The sequence below is a fragment of the Treponema rectale genome, assembly GCF_014202035.1.
Classification (GTDB): domain Bacteria; phylum Spirochaetota; class Spirochaetia; order Treponematales; family Treponemataceae; genus Treponema_D; species Treponema_D rectale.
This window is the reverse complement of record NZ_JACHFR010000003.1, coordinates 23,082-41,349: the sequence shown is the minus strand read 5'-3', so window position 1 is coordinate 41,349 and position 18,268 is coordinate 23,082. Positions and strand designations below refer to the sequence as shown.

General features: G+C 40.7%; 13 protein-coding genes. 9 read left to right on the top strand and 4 right to left on the bottom strand.

Annotated features, from left to right (window positions below; genetic code table 11):
- Nucleotide 1: 1 nt before the first annotated feature.
- Nucleotides 2-1,741, bottom strand: coding sequence for an ABC transporter ATP-binding protein (locus HNP77_RS09135; protein WP_184652886.1), 1,740 nt, complete (start codon nt 1,739-1,741; stop codon nt 2-4).
- A 113-nt stretch (nt 1,742-1,854) separates the two neighbouring features.
- Nucleotides 1,855-2,685: a pyridoxamine kinase gene (locus tag HNP77_RS09130; protein WP_184652885.1), complete on the bottom strand. Its 831-nt coding sequence runs from the start codon at nt 2,683-2,685 to the stop codon at nt 1,855-1,857.
- 171 nt (nt 2,686-2,856) lie between these two features.
- Between HNP77_RS09130 and HNP77_RS09125 the strand changes: the two genes are divergently transcribed.
- From HNP77_RS09125 to HNP77_RS09085, 9 genes are all read left to right on the top strand, one after another.
- Nucleotides 2,857-3,636 (top strand): metal ABC transporter ATP-binding protein, encoded by a 780-nt coding sequence (locus HNP77_RS09125; protein ID WP_184652884.1) that lies wholly within the window; start codon nt 2,857-2,859, stop codon nt 3,634-3,636.
- Between the two features lie 18 nt (nt 3,637-3,654).
- Nucleotides 3,655-4,494: a metal ABC transporter permease gene (locus HNP77_RS09120; RefSeq protein WP_184652883.1), complete on the top strand. Its 840-nt coding sequence runs from the start codon at nt 3,655-3,657 to the stop codon at nt 4,492-4,494.
- A 5-nt stretch (nt 4,495-4,499) separates the two neighbouring features.
- Nucleotides 4,500-5,156 carry an HAD family hydrolase gene (locus tag HNP77_RS09115; RefSeq protein WP_184652882.1) on the top strand — a complete coding sequence of 219 codons (657 nt, stop codon included), beginning with the start codon at nt 4,500-4,502 and terminating at the stop codon, nt 5,154-5,156.
- Between the two features lie 3 nt (nt 5,157-5,159).
- A complete protein-coding gene (locus tag HNP77_RS09110) occupies nt 5,160-7,730 on the top strand; it encodes an endonuclease MutS2 (RefSeq protein WP_184652881.1) in 2,571 nt (856 codons plus the stop codon).
- A gap of 87 nt (nt 7,731-7,817) precedes the next feature.
- The gene (argR, locus tag HNP77_RS09105) at nt 7,818-8,291 is read left to right on the top strand and encodes an arginine repressor (protein ID WP_184652880.1); all 474 of its coding nucleotides are present in this window, start codon (nt 7,818-7,820) and stop codon (nt 8,289-8,291) included.
- 74 nt (nt 8,292-8,365) lie between these two features.
- The gene (locus tag HNP77_RS09100; RefSeq protein ID WP_184652879.1) at nt 8,366-9,955 is read left to right on the top strand and encodes a glucose-6-phosphate isomerase; all 1,590 of its coding nucleotides are present in this window, start codon (nt 8,366-8,368) and stop codon (nt 9,953-9,955) included.
- A gap of 70 nt (nt 9,956-10,025) precedes the next feature.
- Nucleotides 10,026-10,475, top strand: coding sequence for a YkgJ family cysteine cluster protein (locus HNP77_RS09095; protein WP_184652878.1), 450 nt, complete (start codon nt 10,026-10,028; stop codon nt 10,473-10,475).
- A 69-nt stretch (nt 10,476-10,544) separates the two neighbouring features.
- Nucleotides 10,545-11,495, top strand: a complete 951-nt coding sequence (locus tag HNP77_RS09090; protein ID WP_184652877.1) for a metallophosphoesterase — start codon at nt 10,545-10,547, stop codon at nt 11,493-11,495.
- Between the two features lie 95 nt (nt 11,496-11,590).
- The gene (locus HNP77_RS09085) at nt 11,591-14,002 is read left to right on the top strand and encodes a glycoside hydrolase family 94 protein (protein WP_184652876.1); all 2,412 of its coding nucleotides are present in this window, start codon (nt 11,591-11,593) and stop codon (nt 14,000-14,002) included.
- A 161-nt stretch (nt 14,003-14,163) separates the two neighbouring features.
- Here the strand turns inward: HNP77_RS09085 and gpmI are convergent, their stop codons facing one another.
- Nucleotides 14,164-15,831 (bottom strand): 2,3-bisphosphoglycerate-independent phosphoglycerate mutase, encoded by a 1,668-nt coding sequence (gpmI, locus tag HNP77_RS09080; protein ID WP_184652875.1) that lies wholly within the window; start codon nt 15,829-15,831, stop codon nt 14,164-14,166.
- Nucleotides 15,832-16,127: 296 nt separating this feature from the next.
- Nucleotides 16,128-18,209: a methyl-accepting chemotaxis protein gene (locus tag HNP77_RS09075; protein WP_184652874.1), complete on the bottom strand. Its 2,082-nt coding sequence runs from the start codon at nt 18,207-18,209 to the stop codon at nt 16,128-16,130.
- Nucleotides 18,210-18,268 lie beyond the last annotated feature (59 nt).

Sequence of the window (18,268 nt, the reverse complement as noted above, 5' to 3'; positions counted from 1 at the left end):
TTTAATTCTGTGACTGCTGTGATTCATAAACTTCACGGTAAATTTTATTTTCTGCAAGCAGCTGCCCGTGAGTTCCAGTTCCGTCTATGCGGCCGTTGTCCATTACAATAATGAAGTCTGCATCCTGAACAGACGTGATCCGCTGTGCAATTATAATCTTTGTCGTATCAGGAAGAGTTTTTCTTAAAGCACTCCGTATTCTGGCATCAGTGGCTGTATCAACAGCAGAAGTACTGTCATCAAGAATAAGAACTGCAGGTTTCTTCAGAAGAGCTCTCGCAATGCAAAGCCTCTGTTTCTGTCCTCCAGAAAGATTGACTCCCCCCTGCCCCAGTTCCGTATCATATGAATCAGGAAGGGAACTTATAAACTCATCTGCATCAGATGCAATACAAGCCCGGCGGATTTCTTCGTCACCTGCATTTTCATTACCCCAGCACAGATTTTCCCTTATGGTTCCGCTGAAAAGAACATTCTTCTGAAGCACGACAGCAACACTGTCCCGGAGAGTTTTCAAGTCATACTTACGGACGTCAATTCCACCTACGCTTACAGTTCCCCGGGAAGCATCATACAGACGGGAAATAAGAGAAACCAGTGTCGTCTTTGAAGAGCCGGTTCCTCCTATAATTCCAACCATCTGTCCGCTTTCTATGTGAAGGTTAATATCATTAAGCACAGCCTTTGACAGATCCTTTGAATAACTGAAACTGACATTCTTAAAATCTACAGTTCCGCAGCATACTTTATGATATGTTTTTGCTGTATCCACAGGATTCTTAATATCAGGTTCTTCATCAAGAATTTCTATAATCCTCTGAACGCTGGCCCTGGAAAGAACCATTGTTATAAAAATCATTGACAGCATCATGAGGCTCATCAAAATCTGCCCGATGTATGTCAGAAAACTTACAAGCTGTCCTGTCTTTAAGTGACCGGTTACGATCATATTACCGCCAAACCACAATGCTGCAATCATGCAGGAATAAACAACAAGCTGCATTATGGGAGCATTAAGGATTACGATTCTTTCTGCTTTTATCTGAGAAGAACGTACATTTTCCGCAGCAGAATCAAACTTAATATTTTCATAATCCCGGCGCACAAAACTTTTTACAACACGTATCGCCGTAAGGTTTTCCTGAACAGTAAGATTAAGGCTGTCATAGCATTCAAGCATTTTCTTAAAACGGGGATAGGCACATACTGCAATCAGAACAAGAGAAACTGCAAGCACAGGTACAGAAAATAAAAAAATTCCAGAAAGCCGTACGCTGATAAAACAGGACAGAATGATTCCGCTTATAAGCATGAACGGTGCACGGAAACATATTCTTACAAGCATCTGATATGTATTCTGAAGATTATTTACATCAGTAGTAAGCCTCGTTATGAGGGAAGAAGTTGAAAACCTGTCTATGTTTGAAAAAGAAAAAGTCTGGATTTTAGAAAAAAGCCTGCGCCGTAAATTCCTGGAAAACCCCAGAGCTGACACTGCACCAAACCTGGCTCCCAGAGCACCAAAGCCAAGAGAGACAACCGACATGGCAACCATAAGAAGACCGGTTTCCAGTACATAAGAAATATTCCGCTGCGCAATTCCCACATCAATGATTTTTGCCATCATTAACGGAATGGCAGTTTCCATAAGGACCTCGCCTATCATCGTCAAAGGTGCAAGGCAGGAGCAAACAATATACTTTCGTTCAAGTCCGCTTAAAAGTTTTTTGATGATATTCATGATTTAAAATTATCATAAGAAAAGAAAGGTAACAATAAATAAAATGTTATGAGATAAGGACATTCCTGATAGTCACCTTCTCAGAAATGTCCCGGAATTTGAACAATAAAAACTTATTTATCAAGACGTGAAATAAGATAAGGAAGAGCCTTTTCAAATTTTACGCCATACCAGTGATCAGGATCTCCCTGAGTTTTCTTAATTGATTCAACTACAAAGTCTGCTGCAATTGAGGCACTTTCAAGAAGACTCTTTCCCCGCAGGAGTGCTCCGGCAAAAGCAGAAGAATAAGCATCTCCGGTTCCATGCACGCTTACAGGAAGTTTTTCCGTAAAATAATACTCAATCTTTTTTCCGTCATAGCACGCAATTCCCAGTTTATCAGCTTCAAAAGAAACCCCTGTAAGAACTACATTTTTTGTTCCCAGTGCATAAAGTCCCTTAAGCATATCCTCGATGTAAGTCCTGTCATATTCAGTTTTATAAGGAACCCCAAGAAGAAATGAAGCTTCCGTAATATTCGGAAGAATGACATCTGAATTCTTTACAAGCTTTTTCATTTCCTCAGGAAAATCTTCACCAAAGCCCGCATACATTTTTCCGTTATCTGCCATTACCGGATCAACAATTACCAGTGAACCGTCACGGCGGGTTTTACTTATAATCTCAAGAATATAAGGAATCTGAGCTTTACTTACGTAACCTGTATAGAATGCGTTAAAAGAAATTTTTTCCTTCAACCAGCGGTCAAGTATTGCAGGCATGTCCTGTGTTAAGTCCGTAAAAGTCCATCCCGAAAATCCCGGTGCCGTATGATTTGAAAGTACCGAACTGGGAAGAATTGCAGTCTCAATGCCACAGGCTGAAATAACCGGAAGTGCAACGGTAAGGGAACATTGACCTACACAGGAAATATCCTGAATCGTTAAAAGTCTGTCATCCATAAAAAGACCTCCTGAAAAATGAGCCGAAACTCATAAAATTACGTAAGAACATTACAAAAAAACTGGTATTAAAGATATACCCAAAATTACTATATTTTAATAATACCAGACACAGACAGGATTTTTTACATACCGCTACTAAAAAATTACATTTTGTACTATTATAGTGCCATGTCTTGTATTTTAGGAAAGCAGCATGTCTGCTGCACGAGAATCGAACACCTGACTGTAAAGGCCGGGAATGAAACCATTCTCAACGACCTCAACCTCCACCTTCACTGCGGAGAACTTACCGCAATAATCGGAAGAAACGGAGCAGGAAAAACTACATTCATAAAATCCCTGCTGGATGTTATTCCACACAGCGGCAACATCATTTTTGAAAGTGACAATCCCCAGCTGTCAAAAAATTCTCTTTCCCATTTCAGTAAGACACTTACAATGAAAAAGCCCCGCTTCGGATACGTTCCTCAGTCGCTTGCAGTGGAAGCAGGTAATCCGGTCAGTGTTGAAGACCTTGTGCTGAGCTGCATTTCAAGAAAGCCTGTATGGTTTCCCCATTTAAAAAAAGACAGGGCAAAAGTTTCAGACATACTGAACTCTACAAATGCAGGAAATCTTATAAACAGAAGAGTCTGTGATCTGTCAGGAGGAGAACTTCAGAGAGTAATGCTTTCTCTGGCTGTAAACCCGCTGCCGGACATTCTTCTTCTCGATGAACCTGTCAGCGGCGTAGACCGGGTGGGACTCAGGAATTTCTACGAAATAGTTTCAGACATAAGACATAACTACGACATAACGATTCTCCTTATAAGTCATGATCTTGATCTTGTAGCAAAGCATGCAGACAGAGTCGTATTCATAAATAATTCAAAAGCTTCCGTGGGAACCGTAGCAGAAATATATTCACAGAAAGATTTTACGGAAGTATTCGGAAAAATAAATTTCTAGCTTGAAGGTAAAACTAACATGGAAAACATATACAGCTTGATTCATATTTTACTTCCCTTTGAATGGCTTGAAATGACTTTCATGAAAAATGCATTTCTTGCAATACTCATTGCATGTCCCCTTTTCGGCATGCTGGGAACATTTGTCGTTTCCAACAAAATGGCATTTTTCAGTGACGCAATCGGACATTCTGCCCTGACTGGAGTTGCACTGGGAGTTCTTCTGGGAATGAGGGACGTTACTTTTGCCATGATAGGTTTTTCCATACTTTTAGGCTTTGCCATCATAACCGTAAAAATAAAGGGAAAAGCTTCTGCTGACACAATCATCGGAGTTTTTTCTTCTGCCTCTGTTGCACTGGGAATCGTACTTCTGAGCATGGGAAAAAGTCTTGCAAAATATCAGAAATATCTGACCGGAGACATATTGAGCATAGAACCATTTGAAATTCTCATGCTGCTGTTTTCCGGAATAATACTGATTGCAGTATGGATCGTTTTCTATAACCAGATGCTTCTGACATCGCTTCACTCAACCTTTGCAAAAAGCCGTGGCATTAAAACATTCATAATAGAACAGATATTTGCCCTGGTAACCGCAGTTATCGTTACCCTCAGCATACGGTGGACCGGACTTCTTGTTATAAACAGCCTGCTGGTACTTCCGGCAGCTTCAGCAAGAATGATAAGCAGGACATCCCGGCAGTACCTGGGCTGGTCAGTTCTTGCGGCTACAGTCAGCGGCATTACGGGACTTTCCCTTTCCTACTACATTGAATCTGCCAGCGGAGCAACCATTGTTCTTGTGAATACAGTAATATTCATTTTCTGTCTGGCATTCAGAAAAAAGGCGGGCTGAACATCATGAAAACAAAAGCTGTAATTTTTGATCTGGACGGAACTCTCCTCAACACACTGGAAGATCTTGCCGCCAGCATAAACCATGCACTCAGAGAAAACGGGTACCCGGAACGAACTATAGATGAAGTAAGATTATTTGTCGGAAACGGACTGGGACTTCTTGCACAGAGGGCTCTGCCTGACGGAAAAGAAAATCCCCTTTACGAAAAAACACTGAGTGATCTGCGCGCTTATTACGCTTCTCACTCCCTCGTAAAAACTAAGCCTTATGACGGAATACTGCAAATGCTTGAAGACCTTAAAAAGAAAAACATTCTGACGGCAATTGTTTCCAACAAACCTGATGCACAGGTAAAAGCCCTCTCAAAAATATTTTTCAAAGACTTTATGAATCCGGAACTCTGCATCGGAGAATGTGAAGGAGTAAAAAGAAAACCTGCACCGGACAGTCTGCTTAAAGTCATTAAAAACCTGGGATTCAAAAAAGACGAATGCATTTATGCAGGTGACTCAGACGTAGACATAGAAACAGCCGGTAATGCCGGAATAAAATGTATAAGCGTAAGCTGGGGATTCAGGAGCAGGGATTTTCTCATGGAACATAACGCCGGAACCATCATCGACAGACCGGATCAGTTACTTCAATTTCTGGAATATTAATCTATGAGTGAACAGAATTTCTTAAGCGGACAGATTGCACGGGAACTTGACTTCTATCGTGTCAGAGATGAAATTGCATTAAATGCAGTCAGTGAAGAAACACAGGAAGCGCTGCTTCAAAGAGAACCCTGTACTGACTTAAAGACAATCAGAAAATTAAAAAAAGCAGGAAAGGAATGGGCCGTCTATTTATCGTCAACCCGTCCGGCAGCAATAATGCCCTGGCCTCAGATTAATGATTTATTCAGTCAGCTTGATACGGAAGGTGCACAGCTGCTTCAGGACCAGCTTTATGCACTGGGACTGTTTGCCCTTTCCTGTAAAAAAGCCACGGATTCAATAACCTCTGCCTCACTGGAATTTGAACTTCCGGAACTTTTAAAAACCGTACAGGAAATGCCTTCACTAAAAAATCCTGAGGATGAAATTTTCAGAATACTTAATCAGGACGGAACTGTAAAAGATCTTCCACAAATCCGGGAAATAAAAAATAAAATCGCTGCTTTAAAAAAAGAAATTGAAGCTGCAATAAAAAAATATACATCAGACTCTGTTTTTTCTCAGGCACTTCAGTCACAAGTCCCGGCCTTTAAGGCAGGAAGGGAACTCATTGCCGTAAAAGCAAACTGCCGGAATCAGATAAAAGGTATAATTCATGAAGTAAGCGCCTCAGGACAAACCGTCTACATAGAACCGGATGAAGCAGTTCAGGCCGGTAACGCACTGGTTCAGGAAGAATTTAATCTTGAAACTCAACTGCGACTCATATTTAAAGAACTCACTGCAAAAATCTCTCCGTATAAAAATGAATTCGTTCAGTGTTTTGAAAAAATGATTTTTCTGGATTCAACCCTTGCAGCAGGAAAACAGCTGATAAAAACTTCCGGAATCTTTGCAGAAGAATGTGACATGACAAAAGAACCTCCGCGCATTGCAGGAGCAAGGCACCCCCTTCTAAAAGAAAAAGCAGTTCCCGTAGACATAAACTTTATGGGAGGAAAAAGGGTCCTCATCATAACAGGTCCCAACACCGGAGGAAAAACAGTTACCTTAAAAACCATTGCACTTTTTTCTCTATTGAATCAGGCAGGCTTTCCACTTCCGGCAGCAGAGGGAACACGGCTTCCTCTTTTTAATTCTGTTTTTGCAGACATAGGTGATGAACAGTCCATCGATGAATCCCTAAGTACCTTCTCAGCCCATATGAAAAAAATGGCAGAGATGACAGAACACGCAGACGAAAACTCTCTCGTACTTCTTGATGAACTTGGAAGCGGCACCGATCCACAGGAAGGTTCTGCAATTGCAATGGCTGTACTTGACACCCTTATAGAAAAGAATGCTTTTGTAATAGCAACAACTCATCACGGTGTACTTAAAAATTACGGCTATACAAATCCCCGCTGCATCAACGCCAGCGTTGAATTTAATCCCGACAGTCTCCGTCCTACATACAGGCTCCTTATGGGAGTTCCCGGAGAAAGCCACGCCATTGACATTGCGCAGAATGCAGGACTGGACCGGCACATAATCGACAGGGCAAAAAACTATATTTCAACCCAGCAGTCAGATGTCTCAAGCCTTATAAAAGGTCTGACTGCAAAACATGAAGAACTTGATGAACTTATCAGGGAAGAGAACAAAAAGAATTCTGAACTTCTCATTAAAAGCCACAAGCTTCACAACCGGGAAAACAATCTTCTTGAAAGGGAAATTGACATTCAAAAAAGAGAGCGTTCCCAGAACAGTGATTTTGTAAAACAGACACGAAGCCGTCTTGAAAATCTCGTACGGGAACTCAGGGAAGGAGAAATCACCAGAGAAAAAACTCTCGGCGTAAAAGATTTTATTTCTGAACTCAACGAAGAAATAACAGTTCAGGAAAAAAACATTCAGCTTCAGAATGAACGCCTTGCTGCAGAAAAAGTTCAGGCAGAAAAAGAAGAAGAACAGATTTCACAGAACGGAATACGCCTGTCAAAACTGAAAGGTGCACATTCCTCAAGCAAAAAAACGAAAGAAAAAATCTCCAATAAAGAAGCACTTAAAAATGCTGCCGTCCATATATACGACGTCCCGGAAAAAAAGAAAAAACTTCCTGAACATAAAACAATAATGCTTGAGGAAGGAACGGAAGTTATTACCGGCCGTGAAAAACGACGGGGAACTTTAATACGGAAGATAAATTCTGATACCTGGAGCGTTCAGTTCGGTTCACTGAAAATGAACGTAAAAGAGCAGTTTATAATTCCTGCAAATGTCTCAAAAAATACTTTTACTGCAAAAGCAGATTATGTTCTGGAAAAAGAAGAAAGTTCAGCAGAAGAAACGCCTAAATTTGAACTCAGGCTTCTGGGAATGAGATATGAGGAAGCAATCCGTGCCCTGAAAAAACAGCTGGACCTGTGCGCCATTTACAGTTTCAAAAACTTTTCAATAATTCACGGAAAAGGAAACGGCATACTCCAGCAGGCTGTACACGACCTGCTTTCAAATTATCCCGGCGTAAAAAACTTTTCTTTTGCACTGCCGGAAGCAGGAGGAACAGGAAAAACTTATGTTGAACTGGAATAGCATCTGAATCAGAACCCTTGTTGTAATGAAATGCAAAAAACTGTATATTTATACAATATTAAGTATATTTTTGCATAAGGGAAAACAATGAAAGAGCGTTCAACCAGACTCAAGGCAGTCAGGAAACTCATCAAAAACAACAGAATCGAAAGTCAGGATGAGCTGCTTCAGCTTTTACAGAAAGAAGGTTATGAAGTAACACAGGCAACACTTTCCAGAGACCTGAAACTTCTCCGAGTCGGAAAAGTAAGTGACGGACAGTCAGGCTATGTTTACACTCTTCCGGAAGAAGCTGATTCCAGGGAAAACGAACAGATTTACGTACAGGACTTTTTAAGAGGTTACGTAAGCATTGATTACAGCGGCAACATTGTAGTCATCAAAACATTCGGCGGTCATGCTGATTCTGTATCAAATGCCCTTGACGCATTGAATATGGATGAAATTCTTGGAACAGTTGCAGGAGACAACTGTATCTTTGCCTGTCTCAGGGAAGGTCTTACCGGAAAAGACTTTATGACGGCGCTAAAAAAAATAATTCCGGATATTGACGAAGAATAGTCATAACAACAAAATGAAACAGGAGGCATTCCACTTTTGGCAGCCTCATGAAATAAAAACAAAGGAAGTTTATCATGGCAGAAATTTCTTGGAACAACCTTAACAAACTTGAAAGCTACAAAAAGCTTCAGTCACTTAAGAATTCAGTTTCACTTGCTTCAGCTCTTAAAGGAGCATCAGGCGTAAAGCGCGTTACTGAATTTTCTATTCCAATGAGTGCAGGTCTTACCTACAATTATGCAGCAAAACAGGTCAACAAACAGATTATTTCAGTTTTCAAATCACTGGTAAAAGAAGATCAGCTTCTTGAAAAATTTGCAGCACTCTATAACGGTGAAGTCGTAAACACTGGAGAAAAACGCATGGTTCTCCATCACCTTACCCGCGGACAGCTGGGAAAAGACGTTGTAGTTGACGGCGTAAACAAACGTGATTTCTACGTTAATGTTCAGAAAAGAATTGCAGAATTTGCAGACAAAGTTCATTCAGGAAAAATCCTCAATGAAAGAGGAGAAAAATATACAACCGTATGCCAGATTGGTATCGGCGGTTCAGACCTGGGTCCGAGAGCAATGTACCTTGCCCTTGAAAACTGGGCAAAAGCAAACAAGACTCATTTCATGGAAGCAAAATTCATTTCCAACGTTGATCCTGATGATGCAGCAGCAGTTCTTGATTCAATTGATATTGCAAAAACAATTTTCGTTCTTGTTTCTAAATCAGGAACAACTCTCGAAACACTTACCAACGAATCTTTCGTAAAAGATGCAATTAAAAAAGCAAAGTGTGATGTTTCAAAACACATGATTGCAGTTACCAGCGAAACATCTCCTCTCGTAAACAATCCTGACTACATGGACTGTTTCTTTATGGACGACTTCATCGGCGGACGCTACTCTTCAACCTCTGCAGTAGGAGGAGCAATCCTTTCTCTTGCATTCGGTCCTGATGTATTTGCAAAATTCCTTAAAGGTGCAGCAGAAGAAGACAAGACAGCACTTGAAAAGGATGTTACAAAAAATCCTGCCCTTATGGATGCCCTCATCGGTGTTTACGAACGCAACGTACTCGGTCTTCCTTCAACAGCCGTACTTCCATACTCACAGGCACTTTCAAGATTCCCTGCACACCTTCAGCAGCTTGACATGGAATCAAACGGAAAAAGCGTAAACCGCTTCGGAAAGAAAATTACTTATGTAACAGGTCCTGTTATTTTCGGTGAACCGGGAACAAACGGACAGCACTCTTTCTATCAGCTGCTCCATCAGGGAACAAACATCATTCCTCTTCAGTTCATTGCATTCCAGAACAATCAGACAGGTAAAGACGTTACCATCCAGGGTTCAACAAGCCAGACAAAACTTGCTGCAAATGTAAGTGCACAGATTGTTGCCTTTGCCTGCGGAAAAGACGATAAAGATCCTAACAAATTCTTTGCAGGAGAAAGACCTTCTTCATTAATCTGGGGAAAATCAGTAACTCCTGAAAGTCTCGGTGCCCTTCTTGCTCACTACGAAAATAAAGTAATGTTCCAGGGATTCCTCTGGAATGTAAACAGTTTCGATCAGGAAGGCGTACAGCTTGGAAAGACACTGGCAAAAGCAGTTCTCTCAAAGAACATGGATCCGGTTCTTGAAGCTTATGCAAAACTTCTGATTAAATAAAAAATCAGACTGATTCTAAAAAAAGCCCTGCCGTTGATTTTTTCAGCAGCAGGGCTTTATAATTAAAAAAATGATTGAAGAAGAAATAAAATTTTCATGCAGGCAATGTTCCTGGTGCTGCCGTTTTGAAGGCGGAGTTGTCAGACTGTCAAAAGAGGACCTGGAAAATCTCTGCGCCTGGTCAAATCTTACGGAAGATCAGTTTAAAAAAGTTTACTGCCGTACAGCAGAAGATGATTCCGGAAATAAATGGCTCATACTTAAGACTCTGCAGAATGGAGACTGCATTTTCTGGAAAAAGGATTTATGCAGCGGAAAGGGAGGCTGTGAATGCTACACCGCCAGACCTGTTCAATGCAGCACCTTCCCCTTCTGGACTGACATTGTAAAAGATAAAGAAAGCTGGAACAAGACAGCCCTGCACTGTCCCGGAATCAACTGTGGAAATTCCCATACGGCTGAAGAAATTAAAACAGAACTGGAAAAATACAAAAAAAGAATTCCCCTCAAAGCAGAATAAACGCCGCAGACAGCACTTCCGCCTTTATGCAATATTCAATAAAACAGAATTTAAATATATAATTCTTTCATGAACAAAAAAACTCTGTTTGCACTGGCTGAAATCCTTTTATGTTTATCATTTTTTTCTTCCTGCCGTTCCATACGTACTCAAAACTACGAGATTATACAGAAAAAAAATACAAAAAGCGAAACCCTCCGCATCCTTCAAATCTCTGATTTTCACAGCAATGATTTTGGAAAAAACGAAGCAAAGCTCATAGAAAAAGTTAAAGCAGCACAGCCTGACCTTATCGTACTCACAGGAGACATTTTTGATTTTGACCGTCCGGGAATAAAACCTGTTCAGAACGTAAAGTATCTTCTTGAAGGAATAACTCCTCTATGCCCGGTTTATTATGTCAGCGGAAATCATGAATACTACAACTACCACAATGACGAATACAATTACATGATTGAAGAATATGGCGGAAAGCTGCTGAAAAATAAAGCAGAAAAAATAACCATTAAAAACGTAGAAATCATAATTGCCGGACTGGATGATCCCTTTGCAGATCTGGACATTGAACACAGAGAAAAGAAATTTGAAAGCAAAGAAAAATACAGGGCACGTATCAGCGATGTCTGTACCCAGGCAGCAGAACTGATGAATGACAATGTTTTCTGCACGATATTACTTGCCCACAGACCTGAATACATCCGGGAATACCTCAGCGGAAGCTTTTCATTTGACCTCATTCTTTCTGGACATGCCCATGGAGGTCAGTGGCGTTTTCCCGGAATAAACGGACTGTATGCTCCGATGCAGGGACTATTCCCGAAATTCGCAGGGGGAAGATACGACTTTAATTCAGAAAACCAGCTTATGAAAAAAAATCATTCCGAAAAAGAAAGCCAGGTATTCATAGTAAGCAGGGGATTATCCTATCAAAGTCCGGGGGTTCCGAGAATAATGAATAATCCTGAACTTGTAGTCATAAATATAAGTGCTGCAGAACTCCCTCCTTCTTCCCTTCAATAAAAGAAAAAACCAGTTTCTGATATTTTTAATAAGAATCTGTTACGAAAAAACATAAAACTCCTCTTAAAATAATTCAAAAAGAAAAAGAGGAACATATGAAATACGGTTTTTTTGATGACGAAAAAAGGGAGTATGTAATTACAAGACCGGATACACCGGCGCCGTGGGCAAACTACCTTGGTTCACCAGACTATGGTGCAATAATTTCAAATAATGCAGGCGGTTACAGTTTTGCAAAATCCGGAGCAAACGGAAGACTGTTACGTTATGTATTCAACGGCAATGACCAGCCGGGAAGATATATTTACATCAGGGATAACGAAACAAAAGATTACTGGAGTGCTTCATGGCAGCCGGTAGGAAAAGACCTTAATGAATATAAATCAGAATGCAGGCACGGAACAGGATATTCCATATTCAATGCAGACTATGCAGGAATTAAAAGTACGGCAACTTACTATGTTCCCCTGAATTCAGCTTACGAAATATGGGCATTAAAAATTACAAATGATTCAGGTAAAAAAAGAGAACTTACCGTTACAGGTTTTGCAGAGTTTACAAACAATTCAAATTACGAACAGGACCAGGTAAACCTTCAGTACTCCCTGTTTATTTCAAGAACCCTCTTTGAAAAAAACAGAGTCATGCAGCAGATTCACGGAAACCTGTCCGATGTAGAAAAATCAAAGCCTGTAGACAATAAAATTGTTACGGAACGTTTCTTCGGAATTGCAGGAGCAGAAGCAGATTCCTGGTGCGGTGACAAAGAAAGATTTGTCGGCCTGTACAGAAGCTATAAAAATCCTGCCGGAATAGAAAACGGCAATCTTAACAACATCGCCTCATACAATGAAAACTCTTGCGGCGCAATCTCAGCAAAAATCTCTCTTAATCCTGGAGAAGCAAAAACAATAGCCTTCATTACAGGCATGAAGTATTCAGACGAAGCAGACAGAATAATCAGCTCATACTCTGATACGGAAAACAAAATCAACACTGAACTTAATGAACTTAAAAACTGGTGGCACTCAAAATTCCGCAATCTTCAGGTCAATACTCCAAGTAAAGAATTCAACACAATGATAAACACCTGGAATGCCTACAACTGTTTCATGACCTTCATCTGGTCAAGAGCTGCCTCGTTCATCTACTGCGGTCTCAGAAACGGATACGGCTACCGTGATACAGTACAGGACATTCAGGGTATCATTCATCTTGCTCCTGAAATGGCAAAAGAAAAAATCGTCTTCATGCTTTCAGCTCAGGTTAATAACGGCGGAGGACTTCCACTCGTAAAATTCACTCATAATCCGGGACACGAAGATACGCCGGACGATGCTTCCTATGTAAAAGAAACCGGACATCCTGCATACCGCGCAGATGATGCACTGTGGCTCTTCCCTACCGTATACAAATACATTGCTGAAACTGGTGATCTTGCATTCCTTGACCAGAAAGTTCCCTATGCAAATACAGACACAGGAACAGTTTACGACCATCTTAAGCGGGCGGTAAACTTTTCCGCACAGCGTCTGGGACCACACGGACTTCCTGCAGGACTTTATGCAGACTGGAACGACTGTCTCAGACTCGGTAAAAACGGAGAATCAACTTTCGTAGCATTCCAGTATTATTATGCAATGACAGTAATCCGCAGTTTTGCAGAATATAAAAAAGACAGTGAATATATTTCGTACATCAATGACAAACAGGCAGAACTCAAAAAAATATTGAATGAACTCTGCTGGAACACAGACAGATTCATAAGAGGCTTTACGGAAGCAGGAGAAACAATAGGAAAACGAACTGACCCGGAAGCATCAATGTGGCTTAATCCTCAAAGCTGGGCCGTAATCTCCGGCTTTGCTGATGAAGAGCAGAGCGAAAAATCCCTGGACAGTGTAAACAGAATACTCAACACAAAATATGGTGCACTGCTCATGGATCCTCCATATCACTCACACGCCTTCGAGGGAGCACTGGCAGTAATCTACAATGCAGGTACAAAAGAAAACGCAGGTATTTTCTCCCAGTCCCAGGGCTGGCTCATTCTTGCAGAAAGTCTCCTGAACCACGGCAACAGGGCATTCCAGTACTTTATGGAAAATGCACCTGCAGCATGGAATAACAATGCTGAAATCAGAAAAATGGAACCTTACTGTTACGGACAGTTCACTGAAGGAAAGGCAAGTCCTCACTTCGGCAGATCCCACGTTCACTGGCTTACAGGAACCGCCTCAACGGTAATGGTCGGCTGCGTTGAAGGCATCCTCGGATTAAGGCCGGATGCAGCAGGCTTAAAAATCTCTCCTTCAATTCCATCAGAATGGAAAGGCTTTACAATGGAAAAAAACTTCCGCGATAAACGTCTTCTTATTACTGTAGAAAATCCAGAGGGTAAAGAAAGCGGCTGCTCAGAATTCTACGTAAACGGAAAAAAACTGGAAGAAGCTTATATTCCTCAGGAAATGCTTACAGAAACAACAGAAGTAAAACTTATCATGTAACAGAGGCCATATAATACATCCAGTCAAGTCAGGCACCTGCAAAAAACTTGACTGCGGTGTTTTAAATTTTCTTATAACCCCTGAATAAAAAAATGCCGTATCTGACATAACTTCAAAAAGAAAGTTCTCAGATACGGCACTCTTTTTTTTATGCAGAAAAACTACTTAAGGTTTACCATAGACTTGTCATAGTCTGTAGGTGCAAAATAACCCATAAGGTTCATGATTGTTGCAGGCCATGAACTGATACCAAGCCCGTCATTAAGTTTAGTATTATCATATTCACCCTTATATTCAGGATCATAAATGATACCTGGAACAGGATTAAGGGAATGTGATGTTTTTGCTTTTGGAGTTCCATCCTTATCTTTCTTTACAGAACCGTCTTTTGCATGTTCGTACATGTCGTCAGAGTTTCCATGATCAGCAGTTACACACATAATACCGCCGGCTTCTTTTATTGCATCACGGATTCTTCCAAGCTGAAGGTCCATTCCTTCCATTGAACATACAACAGCATTAAATACACCTGTATGTCCTACCATATCACCGTTCGGGAAGTTAAGACGGATGTGGTCATATTTTCCGCTCTTTATTGCTTCAATAACTTTATCAGTAATTTCAGCACACTTCATCCATGGACGCTGCTCAAAAGGAACGACATCAGAAGGAACTTCAATATAATCTTCCAGCTTCTCGTCAAACTTACCCTGCTTGTTTCCGTTGAAGAAGTATGTAACATGACCGTATTTCTGTGTTTCAGAAATTGCAAGAAGCCTTACACCAGTTTTTGTAAGATATTCTCCCATAGTGCGGTCAATGCTTGGAGGATTAACAAGATACTGAGAAGGAATATGAGCATCTCCGTCATATTCCATCATTCCTGCATATTCAACAGAAGGAACTCTCTTCCTGTCGAAGTACGGGAAATCTGCAGATGCAGGGGTTTCAAAAGCCTTTGTAATTTCAAGAGCACGGTCACCGCGGAAGTTAAAGTAGATTACGCTGTCACCGTCATTGATTGTTCCCACAGGCTTTCCGTTTTCTGCAATAACAAATTCATGCATATCCTGATCAAGAATTCCAGGAACTTCGGCACGATATGTTTCAATAGCTTTTGTTGCACTTTCAAAAGCACGTCCTTCACCAAGAACATGTGCATACCATCCGCGCTGTACCATAGACCAGTCAGCATTATAACGGTCCATAGTCATATACATACGGCCGCCGCCTGATGCGATTCTGTAATCACAATCCTTGAAAGAAGCAAGGTACTCTTCAAGAGGAGTAATGTAATTAAGTGCAGAAGTAGGATCTACGTCACGACCGTCAAGAAGTGCATGAACGCGAACTTTCTTTATGCCGTCTTTTGCAGCCTGAGCAACCATTGCCTTAAGATGGTCAATATGAGAATGAACGTTTCCGTCAGAAACAAGACCGATAAAATGAAGTGTAGAATTTTTATCTGCTACGTTCTTTACAAGTTTCTGCCATGTAGCATCCTTAAACATGGAACCAGAAGAAATGCTTTCTCCAACAAGTTTTGCACCCTGAGCAAATACGCGTCCGCATCCCATTGCGTTATGACCTACTTCAGAGTTACCCATATCATCATCAGAAGGAAGACCTACTGCAGTTCCATGAGCCTTAAGCTTTGTATGAGGGCAATTTGCCGTCAGCCAGTCAAGGTATTCCATGCGGGAAGCCTTTACTGCATCTCCATCTTCATACTTTCCATATCCGACACCGTCCATGATAACAAGAACGACCGGACCTCTTCTTCCTTTCCAGTTTGGATTTTTTTCCAAAGCGTGCATTGTGTCTGCCATTTTTATCTCCTACGAAAGTCAATACTGATTTTCAACATAGAAAATTATAGTAAAAAACGCACGCTTTTACAATTTACATGAGAAAGAATTTATACCCGAAGGTATTTATGGGGATGACCAATAAGTTTAAAAAGTGTCATTTTCGGGCTGTTAGCAACTTTTTATAAGTGTCATTTTCGGGCTGGACCCGAAAATCCCCCTGCATGAGATTGCCGCATCAAGTGCGGCAATGACAGGGTGTCGAGCACGGCAATGACTCATACTTTTTGGACAGCCCTATCTATACCTCAATGTGTTTACACATTGAAAGCACTGACTGCATCAGTAAGTTTTCCTACAGACTGCTGAGCCTTCCCTGAAATCTCACTGATATTCTTTGAGGTAGCCTCCAGAACTTTTGAAGCTGAATCACAGGAACGGATTCCATTATCAACTTCTGACTGCATTGATGTAAGGTTCACGCAGTTCTCTTCTACCCTTGCAGTACCTTCTGTAATTACAGAGGCACTTTCCTTTACATTGGAACAGCTCGTCTTAATATCCGTAAGGGATTCCAGAATCTCCTCAGCTCTTTTTCCTTCCCTGCTGACTGTCTGAGAAAGAGATGTCATTGCAGTTTCAAAATTCTGAATTTCACCGATAGTAAGTTCAAAAGATTTTTCCACATCAAGAGATGAAGATGAAATATCATCAATTTTTTCCTGAATTGACCTCAGGGAAGCACTTGAATTCTTAGCCTGCTTTGAAGTTGTCTCTGCAAGTTTTCGAATTTCATCTGCTACAACAGCAAATCCTTTTCCGCTTTCTCCGGCATGCGCTGCTTCTATCGCAGCATTCATAGCAAGAAGGTTCGTCTGACTGGCAACGGAAGAAATTACAGTATTCATTTCAAGAAGGGCTCCTGATTCAGCCTGAACTTCCTGAATCTGTGCCACAGATTTTTTAAGGGCATCCGTACTGGAAGCAGAAGATTTTACAATACTGTCAACTCTTGAAGTCATGCTTTCAGCTGTTTTTGTAATTCCAAAAAACTGCTTCATCATGCTTTCAATATTTTCAGATGATGAAATTATAAGTTTATTCTGATTATCAATTTCAGAATCAAGATTCTTTGTTTTCTGAACAACCTGGGTTACGGCTTCATTTACAGAAGTTATTGCCATAGCCTGCTTTTCAATCGTACCATTCATTCCTGCAATGGCATTTTCCGTAGTAGAGACAGAATCATTTATTTCCTGAGTATTGGAAGCAAGCTGTTCAGACACCTGCGATATTGAAGCAGATGACTCACGTATTGTTCCTACCAGAGAGCCTATGCTCTTTGAAAACGTATTGAATCCTTTTGCAAGCAAAGAAGCTTCTTTTGTAAAGAAATCCGGATATATTTTTGTAAAATCACCCTTCGCAATATATTCACAGCCTTCAACAATTACGCGGAAATGTTTTGCAACACGATTGGAAAGAATGACATCCATGAGGATTAAAACAACAACAATCACGGCAAGAATCATCATAACAAAAATAAGAAGGCTGGTATAAGCTCCGCTGAAATCAGAAGAAGGACCTTCCGTAACGATGTACCAGTCAGTACCGGAAACAGGACGAACGCCAAAGAATCTGTCACCTTCCGTAAACGTACGTTCTTTTCCACTTAAGTATTCAGCCTTAGAAACTGTTTTTTCATCCAGAGTATCAAGATAACTTTTATTCATTATCAGTGAAAAATCATCATTTGTAATAAAGCGTCCGTCAGAAGCAACAATGTAAATCCTGCTGTTATCAGAAAGATTAATATTCTTTACAGCCTGAGACAGTGCATCAAGAACAATATCAGCAGCTGCAACTCCAATGATCTTACCTGAATCATCAAGAACATTATAACTTACAGTAACGATAATTTTTCCGGTATTAGCATCCGTAAAAGGTTCCGTGTAACAAATTTTATTACGGTTGTTAACGGCATTCTTATGCCACAGACGGGACTGCATGTCAAAATCCCCGGGAGCCTCCCATCCAGTATGGGAAATAAGAGTTCCCCCATCCCAGATCTGCTCGTAAGTCGCATAATACAGTAAGGTTTCATCCATCATATTGCGGCCCATACTTTTTACAACACTACGTATCTGATCCCTGTTTTCAAGCGAAGGAACCACACGAGCCAGATTTATTACAAGATCATTATATTCCCCTAATATGGAAGAAATCTTACCGTCAAGCACATTCATAGCCTGTTCAACTGAATTAATCGTTACAGACCGTATCATCGTGCGCATTACATAAGTAAATGAAATAAAAAGAAAAAGCGAAACTATAAATAAAGTTCCAATTGTACCGATTAAAAGTTCCCAAATAAGGGAAAGATGTTTTTTCTGCTTCATACAAAACCTCGCCCAATGATGCTTATTAAATTATAAAACCAATTTTTTCAATTTCAAAA

Bases quoted from the DNA above. Each gene is read 5' to 3' on its own strand.
- HNP77_RS09135 (WP_184652886.1), bottom strand. From the start codon at position 1,741: ATGAATATCATCAAAAAACTTTTAAGCGGACTTGAACGAAAGTATATT.
- HNP77_RS09130 (WP_184652885.1), bottom strand. From the start codon at position 2,685: ATGGATGACAGACTTTTAACGATTCAGGATATTTCCTGTGTAGGTCAA.
- HNP77_RS09125 (WP_184652884.1), top strand. From the start codon at position 2,857: ATGTCTTGTATTTTAGGAAAGCAGCATGTCTGCTGCACGAGAATCGAA.
- HNP77_RS09120 (WP_184652883.1), top strand. From the start codon at position 3,655: ATGGAAAACATATACAGCTTGATTCATATTTTACTTCCCTTTGAATGG.
- HNP77_RS09115 (WP_184652882.1), top strand. From the start codon at position 4,500: ATGAAAACAAAAGCTGTAATTTTTGATCTGGACGGAACTCTCCTCAAC.
- HNP77_RS09110 (WP_184652881.1), top strand. From the start codon at position 5,160: ATGAGTGAACAGAATTTCTTAAGCGGACAGATTGCACGGGAACTTGAC.
- argR (WP_184652880.1), top strand. From the start codon at position 7,818: ATGAAAGAGCGTTCAACCAGACTCAAGGCAGTCAGGAAACTCATCAAA.
- HNP77_RS09100 (WP_184652879.1), top strand. From the start codon at position 8,366: ATGGCAGAAATTTCTTGGAACAACCTTAACAAACTTGAAAGCTACAAA.
- HNP77_RS09095 (WP_184652878.1), top strand. From the start codon at position 10,026: ATGATTGAAGAAGAAATAAAATTTTCATGCAGGCAATGTTCCTGGTGC.
- HNP77_RS09090 (WP_184652877.1), top strand. From the start codon at position 10,545: ATGAACAAAAAAACTCTGTTTGCACTGGCTGAAATCCTTTTATGTTTA.
- HNP77_RS09085 (WP_184652876.1), top strand. From the start codon at position 11,591: ATGAAATACGGTTTTTTTGATGACGAAAAAAGGGAGTATGTAATTACA.
- gpmI (WP_184652875.1), bottom strand. From the start codon at position 15,831: ATGGCAGACACAATGCACGCTTTGGAAAAAAATCCAAACTGGAAAGGA.
- HNP77_RS09075 (WP_184652874.1), bottom strand. From the start codon at position 18,209: ATGAAGCAGAAAAAACATCTTTCCCTTATTTGGGAACTTTTAATCGGT.